The 17592-nt window shown below is 45.5% G+C and carries 18 protein-coding genes; 6 read left to right on the top strand and 12 right to left on the bottom strand.

All coding sequences use genetic code 11. From position 1 onward, the window contains the following. Positions 1 to 235 precede the first annotated feature (235 nt). The 11 genes from ribB to VC82_RS14580 form a co-directional block, all read right to left on the bottom strand. Positions 236 to 1378, bottom strand: coding sequence for a 3,4-dihydroxy-2-butanone-4-phosphate synthase (gene ribB / locus VC82_RS14630; protein ID WP_045803026.1), 1143 nt, complete (start codon positions 1376 to 1378; stop codon positions 236 to 238). Further along, positions 1375 to 2844, bottom strand: a complete 1470-nt coding sequence (locus tag VC82_RS14625) for an LptF/LptG family permease (protein WP_262491920.1) — start codon at positions 2842 to 2844, stop codon at positions 1375 to 1377. Before VC82_RS14625 ends, ribB begins: the two co-directional genes overlap by 4 nt. A gap of 31 nt (positions 2845 to 2875) precedes the next feature. Beyond that, entirely contained in the window at positions 2876 to 3523 is a 648-nt protein-coding gene (gene lolA1, locus VC82_RS14620) for an outer membrane lipoprotein periplasmic chaperone LolA1 (RefSeq protein ID WP_045803024.1), read from the bottom strand. 2 nt (positions 3524 to 3525) lie between these two features. Then, entirely contained in the window at positions 3526 to 5898 is a 2373-nt protein-coding gene (locus VC82_RS14615; RefSeq protein ID WP_045803023.1) for an FtsK/SpoIIIE family DNA translocase, read from the bottom strand. A gap of 63 nt (positions 5899 to 5961) precedes the next feature. After that, positions 5962 to 6327, bottom strand: coding sequence for a diacylglycerol kinase (locus VC82_RS14610; RefSeq protein WP_045803022.1), 366 nt, complete (start codon positions 6325 to 6327; stop codon positions 5962 to 5964). Further along, positions 6320 to 6826 carry a thiol peroxidase gene (gene tpx, locus VC82_RS14605; protein ID WP_045803021.1) on the bottom strand — a complete coding sequence of 169 codons (507 nt, stop codon included), beginning with the start codon at positions 6824 to 6826 and terminating at the stop codon, positions 6320 to 6322. Before tpx ends, VC82_RS14610 begins: the two co-directional genes overlap by 8 nt. A gap of 98 nt (positions 6827 to 6924) precedes the next feature. Then, on the bottom strand, positions 6925 to 7182 hold the full coding sequence (locus tag VC82_RS14600) for a DUF6952 family protein (RefSeq protein ID WP_045803020.1): 258 nt from the start codon (positions 7180 to 7182) through the stop codon (positions 6925 to 6927). Then, complete coding sequence (locus VC82_RS14595) at positions 7163 to 7477, bottom strand: thioredoxin family protein (RefSeq protein WP_045803019.1); 315 nt, start codon at positions 7475 to 7477, stop codon at positions 7163 to 7165. The genes VC82_RS14600 and VC82_RS14595 overlap by 20 nt, the downstream gene beginning before the upstream one ends. Positions 7478 to 7488: 11 nt before the next feature. Beyond that, positions 7489 to 8133 (bottom strand): peroxiredoxin, encoded by a 645-nt coding sequence (locus VC82_RS14590; protein ID WP_045803018.1) that lies wholly within the window; start codon positions 8131 to 8133, stop codon positions 7489 to 7491. Positions 8134 to 8281: 148 nt separating this feature from the next. Next, the gene (gene nhaC / locus VC82_RS14585) at positions 8282 to 9763 is read right to left on the bottom strand and encodes a Na+/H+ antiporter NhaC (RefSeq protein WP_045803017.1); all 1482 of its coding nucleotides are present in this window, start codon (positions 9761 to 9763) and stop codon (positions 8282 to 8284) included. A gap of 132 nt (positions 9764 to 9895) precedes the next feature. Then, positions 9896 to 11110, bottom strand: coding sequence for an aminotransferase class I/II-fold pyridoxal phosphate-dependent enzyme (locus tag VC82_RS14580; RefSeq protein WP_045803016.1), 1215 nt, complete (start codon positions 11108 to 11110; stop codon positions 9896 to 9898). Between the two features lie 152 nt (positions 11111 to 11262). On the opposite strand from VC82_RS14580, the gene VC82_RS14575 reads away from it, so the two are divergent. The 4 genes from VC82_RS14575 (at position 11263) to VC82_RS14560 (ending at position 14193) form a co-directional block, all read left to right on the top strand. Further along, entirely contained in the window at positions 11263 to 11721 is a 459-nt protein-coding gene (locus VC82_RS14575) for an Lrp/AsnC family transcriptional regulator (RefSeq protein ID WP_045803015.1), read from the top strand. A gap of 180 nt (positions 11722 to 11901) precedes the next feature. Further along, complete coding sequence (locus VC82_RS14570) at positions 11902 to 12294, top strand: hypothetical protein (RefSeq protein ID WP_045803014.1); 393 nt, start codon at positions 11902 to 11904, stop codon at positions 12292 to 12294. A gap of 83 nt (positions 12295 to 12377) precedes the next feature. After that, complete coding sequence (gene lpdA / locus VC82_RS14565) at positions 12378 to 13784, top strand: dihydrolipoyl dehydrogenase (RefSeq protein WP_045803013.1); 1407 nt, start codon at positions 12378 to 12380, stop codon at positions 13782 to 13784. Between the two features lie 82 nt (positions 13785 to 13866). Next, positions 13867 to 14193 (top strand): YegP family protein, encoded by a 327-nt coding sequence (locus VC82_RS14560; RefSeq protein ID WP_045803012.1) that lies wholly within the window; start codon positions 13867 to 13869, stop codon positions 14191 to 14193. Between the two features lie 54 nt (positions 14194 to 14247). Here the strand turns inward: VC82_RS14560 and VC82_RS14555 are convergent, their stop codons facing one another. Then, the gene (locus tag VC82_RS14555; RefSeq protein WP_045803011.1) at positions 14248 to 15441 is read right to left on the bottom strand and encodes an acyltransferase family protein; all 1194 of its coding nucleotides are present in this window, start codon (positions 15439 to 15441) and stop codon (positions 14248 to 14250) included. Between the two features lie 127 nt (positions 15442 to 15568). Between VC82_RS14555 and VC82_RS14550 the strand changes: the two genes are divergently transcribed. Beyond that, positions 15569 to 16102 carry an NADPH-dependent FMN reductase gene (locus VC82_RS14550; RefSeq protein WP_045803010.1) on the top strand — a complete coding sequence of 178 codons (534 nt, stop codon included), beginning with the start codon at positions 15569 to 15571 and terminating at the stop codon, positions 16100 to 16102. Between the two features lie 11 nt (positions 16103 to 16113). Next, entirely contained in the window at positions 16114 to 17409 is a 1296-nt protein-coding gene (locus tag VC82_RS14545) for an anthranilate synthase component I family protein (protein WP_045803009.1), read from the top strand. The last annotated feature ends 183 nt before the right edge of the window (positions 17410 to 17592 follow it).

Below are 17592 nucleotides of genomic sequence, written 5' to 3'. Positions count from 1 at the left end.
GACAATTGTGGCCGTGCCAAATTGCGTTTGGCCGGTGATGTGTCAGCGTTTTTTTCTGCCGTTGCGGCGATTTTGGCGGCTAGGTCCCTCATCCTACGGTTTTTGCAATTTGGCGTAGCCCTTTCGATGGGGCAGCCTTGCAAAAGGGCGGGAGTGTGCCGTAGGCGCACGTAGCAATTTTGTTCGCCGCAGGCGAATGCTGCACCATCTCCTAAATAAATAAACCTATAAACGTTCAATACCCCACATATTCCACAATCTCCAATCCGTAGCCGACCATACCGACCCTTTTGGCCTGTTTTGAATTGGTGAGCAGTCGTATTTTCGAAATGTCGAGGTCGTGTAAAATCTGTGCCCCAATACCAAAATCTTTGGCATCCATTTCAATGGGTGGGGCCTTCAACTCACCTTCGGCCTGCAATACCTTCAATTGCTGTAAGCGACCGATAAGGTTCATCGATTTGGCTTCTTGGTTAATAAAGACAAAGGCACCGGTTTCTTCTTTATTGATGGCGGTGAACATGTCTTGCAGTTTCTGGTCGGGATTATTGGTAAGGGTGCCTAAAATATCGTTGTTGACCAGAGTGGAGTTTATTCGGGTCAACACATGGTCGCCCTTGTTCCAATTTCCTTTTGTAAGGGCAATATGCACCTGATCATTGGTGGTCTGGGCATAGGCGCGCAAGCGAAACTCGCCAAAACGTGTCTGTACCATAAAATCTTCCTTTTTCTCGATAAGGCTGTCATGCTCCATCCGATAGGCAATCAGGTCTTCGATCGACACGATTTTCAGGTCGAACTTTTGGGCCACCTTTACCAATTGGGGCAATCGGGCCATGGTACCGTCTTCGTTCAATATTTCAACGAGGAGGCCTGCAGGCTGTAATCCTGCCAAACGTGCAAAGTCAATGGCTGCCTCGGTATGCCCGGTTCTACGCAGCACACCGCCCTCTTTTGCCCGCAGGGGAAAAATATGGCCGGGTCTGCCCAAATCGTTGGGTCTTGTGTTGTCATCGACCAGCGCCTTCACTGTTTTTGCGCGGTCATGTGCAGAGATGCCGGTAGTGCACCCATGGCCGATAAGGTCTACCGAAACGGTGAATTGGGTATGGTGCAATACGGTGTTGTTCTCGACCATCATCGAAAGGCCTAGCTCGTTGCAGCGATCTTCCGTCAAGGGGGCACAAATAAGTCCGCGGCCATGGGTGGCCATAAAGTTGATGATCTCAGGGGTCACCATTTCAGCCGCGGCGATAAAGTCGCCCTCGTTTTCACGGTTTTCATCGTCGACCACGATAATGACCTTCCCTTTTCTAATGTCTTCAATGGCCTCTTCTATGGTGTTTAACTGGATTTTATCCTCCATAACTTTCATCATTCCGTGATATGCTTTTTACGCTTTTTGAACAGATCGGTGATTCGTTGAATTAGATTGCCATCGCCCATAAGTCCACGATCTGCGGTGGCACGCATGGTCAAGATAATACTTAAAGGCAACATGATCAATACCGACAACCATGCTCCCAATATGGGGTGTATATTGCCTTCTTTGGCGTAGTTGTTGGCAAATACGCCGATAAAGTAATATGTCAAGAACAAAAGTATCGCGATTACCATGGGCAACCCTAGGCCGCCCTTTCGTATGATCGCCCCCAATGGAGCACCCACAAAAAATAAAATGACACATGAAAATGCCAGCGCAAACTTTTTGTGCAACGACAAGATGTGCATATTGTAGATCTTAAAACGGTTGCGAAGTTCTTCCTTTTTGGCCCGGACTGTTGTCAGTAGGCTTGAGACCTGGTTTTTGGCGTTGGTGAGCAATTGAAGCCGCTGCCACTCGGGAAACAGTTCGAGCAATTGTTCGGTGGTAGCGATACTGTCTTTAGACTTTTTTATTTCAACGGCCTTCAATAATATTCTGGGCTCTTCTACTATGGTATCGTTGGGCTGTGCTATAGGGAACGCCCCCATACGGGCAATAATGTTCTTTGAGAATGCCCGTACCTGTCTGACATTGTTTTGGCCGAGCGAGTCGATATCTTTTTGCAGGCGAAAAACATTTTTCATCTTATCGGTGGTGATATCCGATTCTTTTTCAACATCAAGGTCGTTAAGGGCCGAAATATCTATATTCTTGATATATGTTTCAAATTCGGCCTTGGCAAAGGGGTGCTTTTTTTTCTCCTCTTTTGATTTTGAGTTGACCTCCTCATAATAATGGCCATTGTTGAGCACCAGTTGTATAATGTCAGAAGCCTCGTCACTGATCAATTCGCCCGTTTTGGCACGAATGACCGTACGGTTGATGCCGTTGCTCGATTTTTGGTGAATGATGACATCTTTCAAAAAACGGTCTTTTTCGCCATATTTTTCTTCGACCTTAATGTTCATATCTGACCCCTCAATATCGCTGAACACCCCTTCGACAATGACGGCAGCTGGTTTTAGTTTGGCGATATTGCGCCGCATGTTATAGATTTTTTGTTCTGAGGCCGGAATCACATTGTTGGCCAAAAAGAAGGTAAAACCGCCCAAAAGCACCACAAAAACGATGATGCTCAGCATGGCCCGTTGCAGTGAGATACCCGAAGCCTTCATGGCTGCAAACTCGTAGTTTTCGGCAAAGGTGCCAAAGGTCAAAATAGAAGACAGTAAAACCGTTAGGGGCAACACCTTATCGATCAAAGTGGGCATGTAATAAAAAAGAAACTTGCCAATGATCACCAGATCAAGGTCTTTGCCGGCGAGGTCGTCTATAAAAAGCCAGATCGTTTGAAATATGAAGATGAACATCAATATTGCAAACGAACTGAAGAAATTATAAAGAAACCGCGATAATATATAACGGTCGAGTATTTTCAAGATATGATATTCAATTTCTTATGATGTAATAGCCATCATTCTTGTACTTGGCCTCATCAAAAGTAAACAAGCTTTTTGACAAGGGCTGGTTGGTTTTGAAAGAATTAACGGTTATGGTTGTTTTGGTGCCATTATTGCCCACTTCGATCAACCGGTAAATATGTTTTGTCTCGGCATCAATGCCCAACAAACGATACTTGACCTCACTGTTGGTGTCAATCGGCACTAGCTTTACATATTGAATTTTTCGGCCTTGTACATTCTGTAAAATATCCCATTGGTACTTGTGGCCATTTCTATAAAAGGTCAACATCTTCGATGGGGTCACCGCGTTGTTGTCCTCGGTACGGTCTTCTATGGTCACCTCCTCGTTTTCCGGTACAATGGTGTATACCTTGTTACCGTCGTACAACTGGGTGGATCCCAAATAGTTGAACACGTACTTTTCGCCCTGCAGGGTCACGTCGCCCCGGGTCTCTTGCCGTATATTGGCCTCGTTGTTTTCAAGCACGTACTTGAAATCCACATATACGTTGTCATAGCTTTTTACGGTGTTGTACACCTCGTCCAAAAGGGCCTTGGCCTTTTGTGAATCTTGTGCAAAGGCAGTCGAGGCCAATGCGAGGAAAAGAATGGTAATTATGTTATAACGCTTCATTATTATTGTTTTGTTTCGTTTTGTAATAACTGGTCTAACGAGTGTATGTCTGGCACCAAAACCTGTCGGGCCTTACTTCCCTCAAAGGGCCCCACGATTCCTGCAGCCTCCAATTGGTCGATAATACGGCCAGCCCTGTTATAGCCCAATTTCAATTTTCTTTGGATGAGGGATGCCGAACCCTGCTGGGCCGTTACAATGACCTCCGCAGCCTCTCGGAACATCGAATCCCTGTCGGAAATATCATAATCAATACCCGTGCCAGAATCTTCCCCTACATATTCGGGAAGCAAATGGGCATCGGGATATGCACGCTGCGAACCGATATACTCAGTTATCTTGGCCACTTCTGGTGTATCGACAAAGGCACATTGCAGCCGGGTCACATCATTGCCTTGGGTAAAGAGCATATCGCCCCGTCCTATCAACTGGTCGGCCCCCTGGGTGTCGAGAATGGTTCTTGAATCGATTTTTGAGGTTACCCGAAACGCGATTCGCGCCGGAAAGTTGGCTTTTATGATTCCCGTGATAACATTCACCGAGGGTCGTTGTGTGGCAATGATCAAGTGGATGCCGGTGGCCCTGGCCAGCTGTGCCAATCTTGCAATAGGGGTCTCGACCTCTTTGCCAGCCGTCATGATCAGATCGGCAAACTCGTCGATTACCAAAACGATATAGGGCAAAAACTTATGTCCGTCGTTCGGATTCAATTTTCTTGACTTGAACTTGGCATTGTATTCCTTGATATTGCGAACCATTGCCAGTTTCAACAGCTCATAGCGATTGTCCATTTCAATACAGAGCGAGTTCAGGGTATGTATCACCTTGGTGTTGTCGGTAATGATGGCTTCTTCAGAATCAGGGAGTTTTGCCAAAAAGTGCCGCTCGATTTTGTTGTAGAGCGTCAATTCTACCTTTTTGGGGTCTACCAGCACAAATTTGACCTCTGCAGGATGTTTTTTGTATAGGAGGGAGGTGATCACCGCATTCAAACCAACGGATTTACCTTGCCCGGTGGCACCGGCCATCAAGAGGTGGGGCATCTTTGCCAAATCGACCACAAAGGTTTCGTTGCTGATGGTCTTGCCGAAGGCAATGGGCAATTGCATCTCCGCATTTTGGAACTTCTTGGAGGCAATCACCGAGCGCATCGATACAATGGTCGCTTTTTTGTTCGGCACCTCGATACCGATGGTTCCCTTGCCGGGTATGGGGGCGATGATCCGTATGCCCAAAGCCGCCAATGAGAGGGCAATGTCGTCTTCAAGGTTTTTGATCTTTGAGATTCTGATTCCTGCCTCGGGCACTATTTCGTAAAGCGTTACCGTTGGGCCGATCGTAGCCTTGATCTGAGCAATGCCGATTTTGTAATTTTTTAGCGTGCTTACGATTCGATTCTTGTTTTCTTCAAGCTCTTCTTGGTTGATGTTAATGCCCCCGCCGCCTCCATGGTGGTCCAATAGGTCGAGTGGCGGAAACTTATAGTTGCCCAATTCCAATTTAGGGTCGAATTCCCCAAAATCCTTGACCAATTTTTCGGCCTTTAGGTCGCTCTCTTCCTTTTCTTCATTGACCTTTTGTACATCCAAGTCAATATCAACCTCTTCTTCTTGGGGCAGGTTTACATCAAGACCCGCTTCTTGGTTGAGGGGCGGAATATCTTTTTTGTGGGTGTAGGTGTCGATCTTCTGTTCGGGCTCTTCTTCGGCCATGTCCAATTCTATGGTACCTTCTTCAACCATTTCTTTTACAAGATTGCTTTCTGGGGATGTTCCCCTTTGAAACAGTCCTCCCTTTTCTTTGAAGTAGTTGCCAATGGCTTCTGGCGAAAAGTTGAAGAGCCGTACCATGATGACGACCAATACGAAGACCAGCAATAGAAAAATTCCGATACGCCCAACAAAATCTTGAAGAAAATCATTCATTTCATAGCCAACAAGGCCCCCTAGCAGTGGGTAATCGACCGCGAAAAATCCCAAGGCAATGGAAATCCATATGACTCCCATCAATCCCCATATCCATTTGCCTATGAGCCTTTTTGTTTGGAGCCCCAAAAAAAGGTAGAGACCGGTAACGGCCAATAGCACCGGAAAGGCAAAAGCGGCAAGGCCAAAGCCTTTATACATAAAAAAATGGCTTACCGCGGCCCCGAACTTTTTTAATAGGTTCTTGGCCTCGGCATTTCTATCAGTAAACTGGGAAAGGGCGCTCTGGTCTGCCTGCCATGTAAAATAGAACGATATAAACGAAAAGAAGAGGGCAATACTGAGCACAATCAACAAACTGCCCAAGATGACCTTGTTCTGTTTTGATAGTCGAAGTGAAAAACGCTTTTTAGCTGAAGTAGGTTTAGACTTTCTTCGCTTTTTTGCCATACATCCGTCTGTTCTGGGGGCTAAAATTACAAATTTAGAGAGAGCTGAAGCTGTTGGGGCCGCCTAAAATATTTTTGGCAGATAAATGATCATGCCGATAATGACCGCCATAACCGATACCACCATGACCGCCCCTGCAGATATATCTTTGATCTTGCCAATTCTAGGGTCAAAATCTGGTTGCACATAATCTGACAGTGCTTCAATGGCCGTGTTAACTCCTTCTATGCCCATTACCAGTCCGATGGCCAAAAGCTGCAGGCACCATTCGACCGATGAAATGTCAAAATAAAAACCTGCCGCCGTCATCAACAGGGCCAAGAAAAACTGCACCTTGATACTTGCTTCGGTCTTTAGCAACAGCAGCATCCCATTTAAGGCAAAACCAATACTCTTCAGGCGGTTTTTGAGAAATGATTCCTTAGGCATCCATCAATGCTTCAAGTGCCGCCTTATAGTTGGGTTCGTCGACGGTTTCAGAGACCTGTTCGGTGTACAGTACCGTTCCCTGTTCGTCAATGACCACTACCGATCGCGACAACAAGCCTTTCAGCGGGCCGTCTGTAAATTCCACCTTATAGCTTTTCCCAAAATTACCATCCCTGTAGTCAGAAAGGGTCTCGACATTGTCGATGCCCTCGGCCCCACAAAAACGGGACTGGGCAAAAGGCAGGTCTTTTGAGATGCAGAGCACGATGGTATTTTCAAGTTCTGCGGCTTCTTCATTGAACTGGCGCACCGATTGGGCACAGGTACCCGTATCAATGCTCGGAAAAATGTTCAGCACCAATTTATGGCCCTTGTAGTCAGCGAGTGATACCGTCGATAGGTCGTTGGTCACCAATGTAAAATCAGGAGCTTGTGAGCCTTTTTCGGGTAGGTTTCCCAAGGTATGTATTTCGTTTCCTTTAAGTGTTACCGTAGCCATTTGATTGTTTTTTTCAAATGTAATTGGAAAACCATTAAAAAGAAAACCCTTTTGCTTTTTTACACAAAAGGGTTTTCGGTTTCAACATTTTAAAGTGGTTACAAATCTATGGAACCCATTACACGGTTCATAAAAGAATTCAAGGCCTCTTTCTTTGGAGTACCAGAACGGATTTCCTTTTGAACCTCCAAAGCCCCATAGAGATTTGAAATGAGCTCACCGATTACGTCCAACTCTTCATCTTTGATTGAGGGCGCCTCTGAAAGATGCTCCAATGTTTCAGCGGCCTCCATAACGAAATCCTCGTCATGTTCCTCAATAAAATTGACCAAGTGTTTAATTAACGGCAACCTCATTGATCAACTCTTTAAGCACTTCGTACTTATTGGTCTGCACCTGCTTTTTTAGAGAACCGTTTGCGAAGGCCGCAAAGGTGGGCAGGTTGTCAACATTTGCCAATTTTCTGGATTCTGGAAACTTTTCCACATCTACCAAGACAAAGGTCAGTCGCTCGTTTTCACGTGCCTCTTTCTTGAACTTGGGTTTCATGATACGACAGTTTCCACACCATGAGGCAGAATATTGTACGACCACTTTTTCGTTTTGGTCAATAATCTCTTGAAGATTATCTTTTTCCAGTTCAACCAACATACCAAAGATTTTTAGTTGATGTGGCTTGACAAGAACTCAGAAACGCTTTCCCTATTGGCATTCATGGCTTCTTTGCCTTCTTCCCAGTTGGCGGGGCAAACCTCGCCTTTTTCCTGTACATGGGTATAGGCATCGATCAAGCGCAAGAACTCGTTGATGTTACGGCCTACGGGCATATGGTTGATGCTCTCATGGAATACCGTGCCCTCTTCGTCGATTAGATACGTGGCGCGATAGGTAACGTTGTCACCTTCCAATAGTACCGTATCGTGCTCTTCATTATAGGTTTCGTCGGTAATGTCAAGTATGCCCAAAATGTTCGATAGATTTCTGTTACTATCGGCGATCAATGGGTAGGTTACCCCTTCGATACCTCCATTGTCTTTGGTGGTGTTCAACCAGGCAAAGTGTACTTCAGCTGTGTCGCAAGAAGCACCGATGACCAAAGTGTTTCGTTTTTCGAACTCACCCAACGCTTTCTGAAACGCATGAAGCTCGGTAGGGCACACGAAAGTGAAATCTTTCGGATACCAGAAAAGCAATACTTTTTTCTTTTCTTCAACCGCTTTTTTGAACACGTTGATTTTGAAAGTGTCGCCCATTTCATCGATGGCGTTCACTTCTAAACTTGGGAATTTTTTACCTACGAAAGTCATATCTCGTTCTATTTTTTTGATTTTAGGGTGCAAAAATAAAACGAATCGGGAGCTTGTTCAAGAAATCCGAAATCGGATTTTTTTATAGGAAAATCATATTTGCCTATGCAATGGGTTCAAGGGGTTGACGATAAACCAAATAGGGGCACTAAGCCTTGGCCAACTGCTTGATCTTTATTTTGAAAGCTGCAAAGAACAGGGTCATTAACGGGCTCAGCCAGTTGAAGATGGCGTAGAAAAAATAGTCGCCCACGGTCACACCCAATACGCCACTATGGTACGCTCCACACGTATTCCAAGGCACCAAAACTGAGGTTACGGTACCAGAATCCTCTAAGGTACGGCTTAGGTTTTCAGGAGCGAGGTCACGCTCTTCGAACGCCTTTGAGAACATTTTTCCGGGCACCACAATGGCCAAATATTGATCGGAGGCTGTGACATTCAGTGCTAAACAGCTTCCTACGGTACTGGCAAAGAGTCCGAAAGTGGTTTTCGCCATGTTCAACAGCGATTTGGTAATACGTGCCAATGCACCGATACCATCCATAATACCACCAAAAACCATCGCACAGACGATTAGCCAAATGGTGCCGAGCATGCCTTCCATGCCTTTTGCGGAAAAGAGCTCATTAAGTTGTGGGTTGTCTGTTGCTATGGAGGTCTTGACCGTTATTGCGTTCAAAATACCTTTGTAGCCAGATTCAAATGTCAAATTTTTAGAACCGGTCAATCCGGCGACAATATCTGGTTGAAAAATCAAAGCAAAAATCCCGCCAAGTAGGGTTCCGAGCAGCAGAGCAACCAAGGGTGGTGTCTTTTTCACAATTAGAAAAATAACTGCCAAGGGCACAATGAACAACCATCCATTTATATTGAAAGTATTTCCAATGGTGTTCAAAATGGCCTCCGTATCGGCAACACCTGATGTGTCTACTGTAAAACCGATTATTATGAACACCAGCAATGTTATCGAAATAGTGGGTATTGTAGTAAGGGCCATATAACGGATGTGCGAGAACAGTTCACCGCCTGCCATGGCGGGGGCCAAATTTGTGGTATCGCTCAACGGGGACATCTTATCACCAAAATAGGCACCCGAGAGCACGGCGCCGGCTGTCATGCCCAGTGATATGCCCAAGGCCTCACCAATACCGATCAGTGCAATGCCAACAGTGGCGGCAGTGGTCCAACTGCTTCCTGTGGCGATGGAAATAATGGCACAGATAATAACACAGGCCGCCAAGAAAATAGTGGGATTCAAAATCTGCAGTCCGTAATAGATCATGGCGGGAATGATACCACTGACCATCCAAGTTCCCGCAAGTGCCCCCACCATAAGAAGAATCAATAGGGCTCCGGTTGTTGAGCGTATATTTTCGGCCACCTCTGCCAACATCTGTTTGTACGAAACCTTGTTCAAGAACCCCACAATGGCCGCCACGGCTCCACCGAGCAAGAGGATGAATTGGTTTGAACCGCTCAGGGCATCATCGCCGAACACATACACGTTGTAGGCCAGCATGCCCACCAATACAAATACGGGAATTAGGGCTTCCCATATGTTCAATTCCTTATTTTCTATGATGGTTTCGTCCTCCCGGAACTTGGGTTTCTTCTGTTGGTCTGGCATTTGGTCAGCTTTTATGCAAGGGTAATATTACGACATTGGCCCTTTATCTGCAAACAAGTGCCCGTAGCGCAAGGTAGGCTAGGTATAATATGCCCCACATACCCCAGGTCGTATTGACTGGGATTCACTACGCTACGCTATCTGTGGCTTTAGCACACCCAATTCTTCCATGCAACGGCGCATACCTTTGTAGGTTTGTTCAATGTCATTGTCCAGACCAATGGAGAAACGGATCAACCCCTCTGAGAGTCCCATTTCCTTTTGCTCTTCCTCTGGAATTTCTGAAGAGGTAGATGAGCCCGGGGCACTGAAAAGGGTTTTATAAAAGCCTAAACTCACGGCCAGATATCCGAGGTTTTCTTTTTGCATCAACTCCATTAGGGCATTGGCCATGTCAATGGACCCCACATCGATGGTCATGAGTCCGCCAAAACCATATTCCGTTACCATTTGCCTTTTCATGACCTCATGGCCCGGATGTGATTCAAGCCCCGGATATACGACCCTTAGGCCGTCTTCCTCAAACCGCTGTGCGAGATAAAGGGCATTCGAACTATGCTTTTTCATACGGATGTGGAGGGTTCTCATATTTTTTAGGATGGAGGCCGCACGAAGACTGTCAAGTGTGCTTCCCAGCAACATGCCCGCCCCATCGTTGACATCCTTTAGCTGCAGGCAGAATTCTTTCGAGGCACATACGGCCCCGGCCACACAGTCGCTGCTGCCGTTGATGAACTTGGTAAGACTGTGCACGACAATATCGGCACCCAACCGGGCCGCACTGATGCTCAGGGGCGAAAAAGTATTGTCGACCACCAGTGGAATACCATGTTTTATGGCCAATCTTGATAGGGCCTCTATATCGGCCACTTCCAATAAGGGATTGCTAACCGCTTCGCAATAGATCATTTTGGTTTTAGGCCCAATACTGTCTTTAACGGCTTTAAGATTGGTGATATCCACAAAGGAAGTATTGATATCAAACTTTCTCAAGAAGTTTTTCATAAAGGCGTAGGTGCCACCGTATATGGTACGACTGCTCAAGATATGGTCGCCGGCGTCGCAGAGTTGAAAAATCACGGCACTGATGGCTCCCATGCCACTGGCATAGACATTGGCCGTTTCGGTGCCCTCAAGGGCTGCCATGGCTTCGCCCAGGTACAGGTTTGAGGGAGATGAGTGGCGACTGTACAGATAACAGCCCTCTGTATTGCCCTCGAAAGTGTCGAACATGGTCTTTGCTGAAAGAAAAGTATAGGTTGATGAATCAGAAATGGAGGGATTCACCCCACCAAATTCACCGAAATACTGTAAATCTTGAATCTTATTGGCAGCCTTATAATCCATAGTACTGATTTTAGTATATAAAAATATCGTAAATAAGAATTAAAATCAACTATATTTCATTATATTAGAAAATATTTCTATTAAAAAAGAGTTAAGTAAAATAAATATCTTTTTTCATTGCAAAAAATACGGGTGATTAGAAAATAATCCATATGGCTATAGATGCAAATGACCGGCAATTGGTGCAACTGCTGCAAGAAGACTCAAAGAAAACGATCAAACAGTATGCTGATGCCCTTGGCCTTTCGAATACGGCTGTCTACGAGCGTATCAAACGGTTAGAGCGTACAGGTGTCATTTCAAAATATGTGGCATTGGTCGATAAAAAAATGGTGAACCGCCAATTCTCGGTATTCTGCCATGTGCGGCTTGCACAGCACATAAAGGAAAATGTACTGCATTTTGAACGCGAAATCCAAAAGCTTGAAGAAGTGGCCGAATGTTTCCACACCAGTGGCGACCATGACTATATTTTGAAAATACATGTGGAGGATATGGAGGCATACCGTGAGTTCATGGTCTCGAAATTGACCGCCATTCCCCATATCGGCAATACCCAAAGTTCTTTTGTGATCAGTGAGGTAAAGCACACTACGGCCATCCATATCTAAAAAACATTAAATGCCTTGCTTCTTTAAGAAACTTTAACCTAAAGCCGTGTTAAACTAAAAACATCGTTTGTCTAAACTTGGTAATTTGAAAGCCAATCAAAAAACGAACGGTTATTGTTTTCTGGGTTCCGGTCTGTGGGGTGTGTCAGTGAATCCAGAAAACGTTGGGCCGTAATCCTTATGGCACGAAGAACCAAAATCTTGATAACGTTTATTGCCTCTTTGGTTGGTATTTTTAGCCTTTGGCTCTATACAACCTTGGTACAAGAGGTGCTGATAGACGGTCTAAGTTATTGCGCTTCTTCAAGGTCTGAACTTCTTCTGGGCACTTTGGGAATATTTGTGGCAGGTCTTGTCGGTGGCTTTATGGCGTCATTGATTGTGGTGCGCAGTAATTTTCTGCCCCACATCTTAATGTCGACGTTTGTTGTGGGCAAACTCTTTTTTGTGGTTCTCTGGGATGCCATGAGCGGGCCTCTTTGGCATGAAACCGGTTTGGGCATTGCTTTGATGATGGGCCTGTGGTCGGGTTGTCTGGCCGCCCATAAGTTTCCTTTGGCACCGGTGGGTTGATTCTTCCAGAAAGCAAAAACATTCGTATTTTTGTGCTTCTCGAATGCATTGGCATCAATGCATAAAATCTGAAAACATATACTATGTCACAATATGATGTAGCCATTATCGGCTCTGGACCAGGAGGTTACGTAGCGGCCATTCGTTGTGCCCAATTGGGAATGAAAACCGCCATCGTCGAAAAGTACAATACCCTAGGTGGCACCTGCTTGAACGTAGGCTGTATTCCCTCGAAAGCGCTGCTTGATTCTTCGCACCATTACGAGGAAGCGGTAAAGCATTTTGAGGAACACGGTATTGAAATTCCGGGAGCGGTTAAGGTAAACCTTGAAAAAATGATTTCCCGAAAGAATGCTGTGGTGGAACAAACGACCAAGGGCATTGACTTTTTGATGGATAAGAACAAGATTGATGTCTACCATGGTCTGGGCAGCTTCAAGGATGCGACCCATATAGAAATCACAAAAGAAAAGGGCAAGCCAGAGACCATTGAGGCAAAGAACATTATCATAGCCACGGGCTCAAAGCCTTCTACACTTCCTTTTATTAAATTGGACAAAGAACGAATCATCACTTCAACGGAAGCCTTATCGCTCAAGGAAATTCCCAAGCACATGATTGTTATTGGGGGAGGGGTAATCGGTCTTGAATTGGGCCAGGTGTACCGCCGATTGGGTGCAGAGGTGACTGTCATCGAGTTCATGGACAGGATTATCCCCACGATGGATGCCGCCCTCTCGAAAGAGCTGATGAAGGTTATGAAAAAACAAAAGGTAAAATTCAACCTGTCGCACAAGGTCAAGTCCGTAGAGCGTAAAGGCAACGAAGTAATTGTAAAGGCAGACGATAAGAAGGGACAAGAGGTGACTTTCAAGGGAGACTATTGTCTGGTGTCGGTCGGCAGAAGGCCCTATACCGAAGGATTGAACCTAGAAGCCGCCGGGGTAAAATTGGATGACCGCGGTAGGGTTGAGGTCAACGAGCACCTACGGACCAATATATCGAACATTTATGCCATTGGTGATGTCATAAAAGGAGCCATGTTGGCGCATAAAGCGGAAGAGGAAGGGGTTTTGGTCGCCGAGCAGTTGGCAGGCCAGAAACCGCATATCGATTATAACTTGATACCCGGTGTGGTCTACACTTGGCCCGAAGTGGCCGCTGTGGGCAAAACCGAAGAGGAACTAAAAGAAGCTGGAGTGTCTTATAAGGTAGGGCAGTTTCCCATGCGTGCCCTGGGGCGTGCCCGTGCCAGTATGGACATTGATGGTTTTGTAAAGATATTGGCCGACAAGAATACGGACGAGGTTCTCGGCGTCCACATGATTGGGGCACGTTGCGCCGATTTGATTACCGAGGCGGTGACTGCTATGGAATTTAGGGCATCTGCAGAGGATATTGCCCGAATGAGCCATGCACACCCCACTTATGCCGAAGCAGTGAAAGAAGCTGCATTGGCGGCCACAGATAATCGGGCGTTGCATATTTGATAGATTGCTGATAAAAATTTAGAACTTATCGGTTTCATTTTTGATTTAATTGATACCTTTAGGCAAACACAAAACTATTACAATGGGAAAATTTGAAGTTAAAACCGATAATTCTGGAGAATTTAGATTCAACCTGAAAGCGGCCAATGGGCAAGTCATTTTGAGCAGCGAGGGTTATACCACCAAAGCCGCTTGTGAAAATGGTATCGAATCAGTTAGGAAAAATTCACAGGACGATGCGCGTTTTGAACGTAAAACGGCAAAAAACGGCAAGCATTACTTCAACCTAAAGGCCGGTAACGGGCAGGTAATCGGAAGCAGTCAAATGTATGCCGATGAATCTGGTATGGAGAACGGTATCGCATCTGTCAAGAAAAATGCCCCTGACGCTCCGGTAGAAGAGGTCTGATACTGTGATGTAAAGAATTTAATTGGATGAAAGGGCCGTATGTACGGTCCTTTTTTAGTTTCTGACGACCCCAAAGACCCTTCTCAAGAGTAGTTTGAGTTGGTAGCCCAGCTCACGAACAAGGGGAATAGAGGCCGTATATGCAGCAACTGCCTGTGTTTTGACCTGTTCGGCCACGGTCGCCAATCGCTTCTTGATAGTTGTCTCGTGCTTGTCATATTGCAATGCCGCATAGGTACAGATTACCATAAAGGCAATGGCCCCTGTTATGGCAATAGTCGGCGTCAATCCATGGTGTAAGAACTTGTAAAGCCCCAGCCCGGTAAAGCTTCCGTAGAGAACAATAAAATGAATCACGTAAATGGCCAAGGTATTCTGCCCGATCTTCAAAAAGGCCTGGTGCACCAAAAACTTTCGAATCATCATAAAGAGGGCAAAAACCACCAGTACATCTCCCAAGCGTATAAAAAGGTAATTATTCGCGTAAATGAGCTTGAACAATTCGACGTCGGTAGCTTCATGAAGGGCCATGAAAGCTTCTGAAGAAAATCGTATCAACAGCTGAACAACCACCAACGAAGCAACAATGGCCACCGGGTAAAGAAATTTACTTTCCTTAAAACGGGTAAACAGAATGGAAAGAAAGGCGCCAAAAGCGGTGTACCCCAACCAGGGAATGATGGTAAAAACCGAACCGTTCGCCTTGGTGAAATAATTGGCCATCGCATCTGGCAAAAAACCGAACGACCATTGCTTATAAAGGGGCTCGAACAAGAAGAGCAACACCGAAATGCCCAGTAGCGATAAGGGAAAAAGGTATTTCCTTTTTTTGATGGTCAATAAATATACCCCGGTTATGGCCATGATAGAAAGTCCGATGCAGTGCAGCACATCCACCAAAAAGAAGCTATCGTACAATTGGCCTTTCAGAAGTCCGAACAGGTTCAACCGCAACAGGTAGCCTATCAGTAGCAGTTGCAATCCGCGTCTAATTCCTTTTTTCACCCGTGGATTCTCCCAACCCAATTGGGGCACGCGTATCAGCAGAAAGGTAAATATGAAACCAGATACCGTAAAGAATACGGGGGCCGTGATCCCCCTGAAATAGAGCCAGATATTGTAAAGGGTACTTTCAGGGTTTCTAAAGACAGGGTCTAGCAAGCCATCAATAAAATGCCCTTGTAACATCATCAAGATGGCCCATGCCCGCATGGTATCTATAAAATATAATCGAGTAGAATTGGTCATGGCAATTGCTTTCCCTCTATATACTTGTTTTACAACCTTTTTGGATGTCTTCCGGTGCAAAAGTAGCTAAAATTCAAGCAACTGAAACTGTTTTGGGGTATTTTAGCGCAATCTTAAAAATACGTTTATGGCCCAGATTTTAGCTTTTGCCGGTAGCAATTCTTCTACATCCATCAACTACAAATTGGTGCGACATACCGTATCGTTGATTGCCGATCACAAAATTCAAGTGCTCAATATGGCAAATTTTCCATTTCCGATGTTCAGTGTTGATCTAGAGGCACGGGAGGGGTATTCAAATTCGTTGATTGAACTCAAAAATGACATACAAACGGCGGACGGGTTGGTACTTTCGGTAAATGAACACAACAGCTACCCTTCGGCGTATTTTAAGAACCTTTTGGATTGGCTATCACGAATTGAACGAAAGTTTTTGCTCGATACCCAGTTATTGCTCATGTCTACCTCGCCTGGTCGGCGAGGGGGCAAAGGTTCGCTTGAGGCCTCGCGGTCCATGCTCGAGCGCTTCGGCGGCACGATTGCTGCCACTTTTTCATTGCCCTCCTTCAATGATAATTTCGACATGGAGAAAGGCATTGTGGATGATGCGCTGAGGGCCCAGCACTCTGAGGCTTTGCAAACGTTTCTCTCAATGCTCTAAAAACAGTTTTTGTGCGAATAAGGCGCTCTTTTCAGGTTAAAAATGTTGAAAAGTTCAAAGCACACCTTTTGGGCTGGGCCCAGCAATACAACAAAGTAGTTTGGTTTGACAGCAATGGGCATACCGATAGTTATTCTTCTTTTGAGGCCCTTTTGGCAGTGGGCACCGATGATGATTTTTTGTTGCAGTCTCTTGACAGTCTCGAACACCGGTTACATGCCGATGGAGGAAAGGCCGATTGGCTCGTGGGCTATATTTCATATGATGTAAAAAATGAATTGGAAGCATTGCAATCGAACAACCATGATGGCCTGGAGTTTGCGCCGCTACATTTTTTTTGCCCAAGAAAAATCATTCGAATTACCAATGATGAAGTGGAATTTTTGTATCCCCAAAATTTAGAAAGAGAGGTACAAAATGATTTTGAGACCATCTCTGGCTATGGGGCCACCTCAACCAATGGGAAGGCCTCGACCAACGTAAAGGTACGGCTCAGAATACATAAGGATGCCTATTTTGAAAAAGTCCGGGCGTTGTTGGCCTATATTCACCGTGGTGATATTTATGAGGCCAATTTTTGCCAAGAATTTTTTTCTGAGGATACCGAAATAGCGCCCTTGCCGACCTATTTGCAACTCAATGCCATCTCACGGCCACCTTTCGCCAGTTACCTACGCCTAGGTGACCAGTATCTTTTATGTGCCTCACCAGAGCGATATCTTAAAAAAACGGGCGATACCATAATCTCGCAGCCCATTAAGGGTACGGCCCCCAGGTCTGACGACCCTATAATAGATGAAATACTGAAAAAAAGCCTGCTCAACGACCCAAAGGAGCGGGCCGAAAACATTATGATAACCGACTTGGTCAGAAACGATTTATCCAAGAGGGCCCTAAAAGGATCGGTAGAGGTATCAGAACTGTGCCAAGTATACGCTTACCGACAAGTACATCAATTGGTTTCAACCATCAGCTGTAGGGTTGGCCAAGGCGTCAATCCTGTTGATATTATAAAAGACACCTTTCCGATGGGCAGCATGACGGGCACCCCAAAGATTTCTGCTATGAAGATCATTGAAGAATTGGAAGAGACCAAGAGAGGCCTTTACAGTGGTGCAGTGGGCTACTTCACCCCTGAGGGTGACTTTGATTTCAATGTGGTTATCAGAAGCATACTGTACAACCATCAAAAAAAATATATTTCCTATTCCGTAGGCAGCGCCATCACGGCAAAGTCCAATCCCGAAAAGGAATACCAAGAGTGCTTGGTAAAGGCCAAGGCCATGCGCAGTGTGCTGGAGGGGTAGTCCCCAGTTGTTATTGTTTCTGGTTTCCGGTCTCTTTTGTCTTGTCTTTGCTGATTATGGATTACCGCTTACTGTTCACTGTCAACCGTTGACTGATGATGGACACGAATTTCACGAATTAGCGCGAAAATTGGTTACGGGTTACGAGGTTTATGGTTTGTGATTTATAGTTGATTACTGAAT

Origin of the sequence: Flagellimonas lutaonensis (assembly GCF_000963865.1) — a bacterium.
GTDB classification, from domain to species: Bacteria; Bacteroidota; Bacteroidia; order Flavobacteriales; family Flavobacteriaceae; genus Flagellimonas_A; species Flagellimonas_A lutaonensis.
The sequence above is the reverse complement of the archived record's forward strand: the minus strand, read 5'-3'. Positions and strand labels throughout refer to the sequence as shown.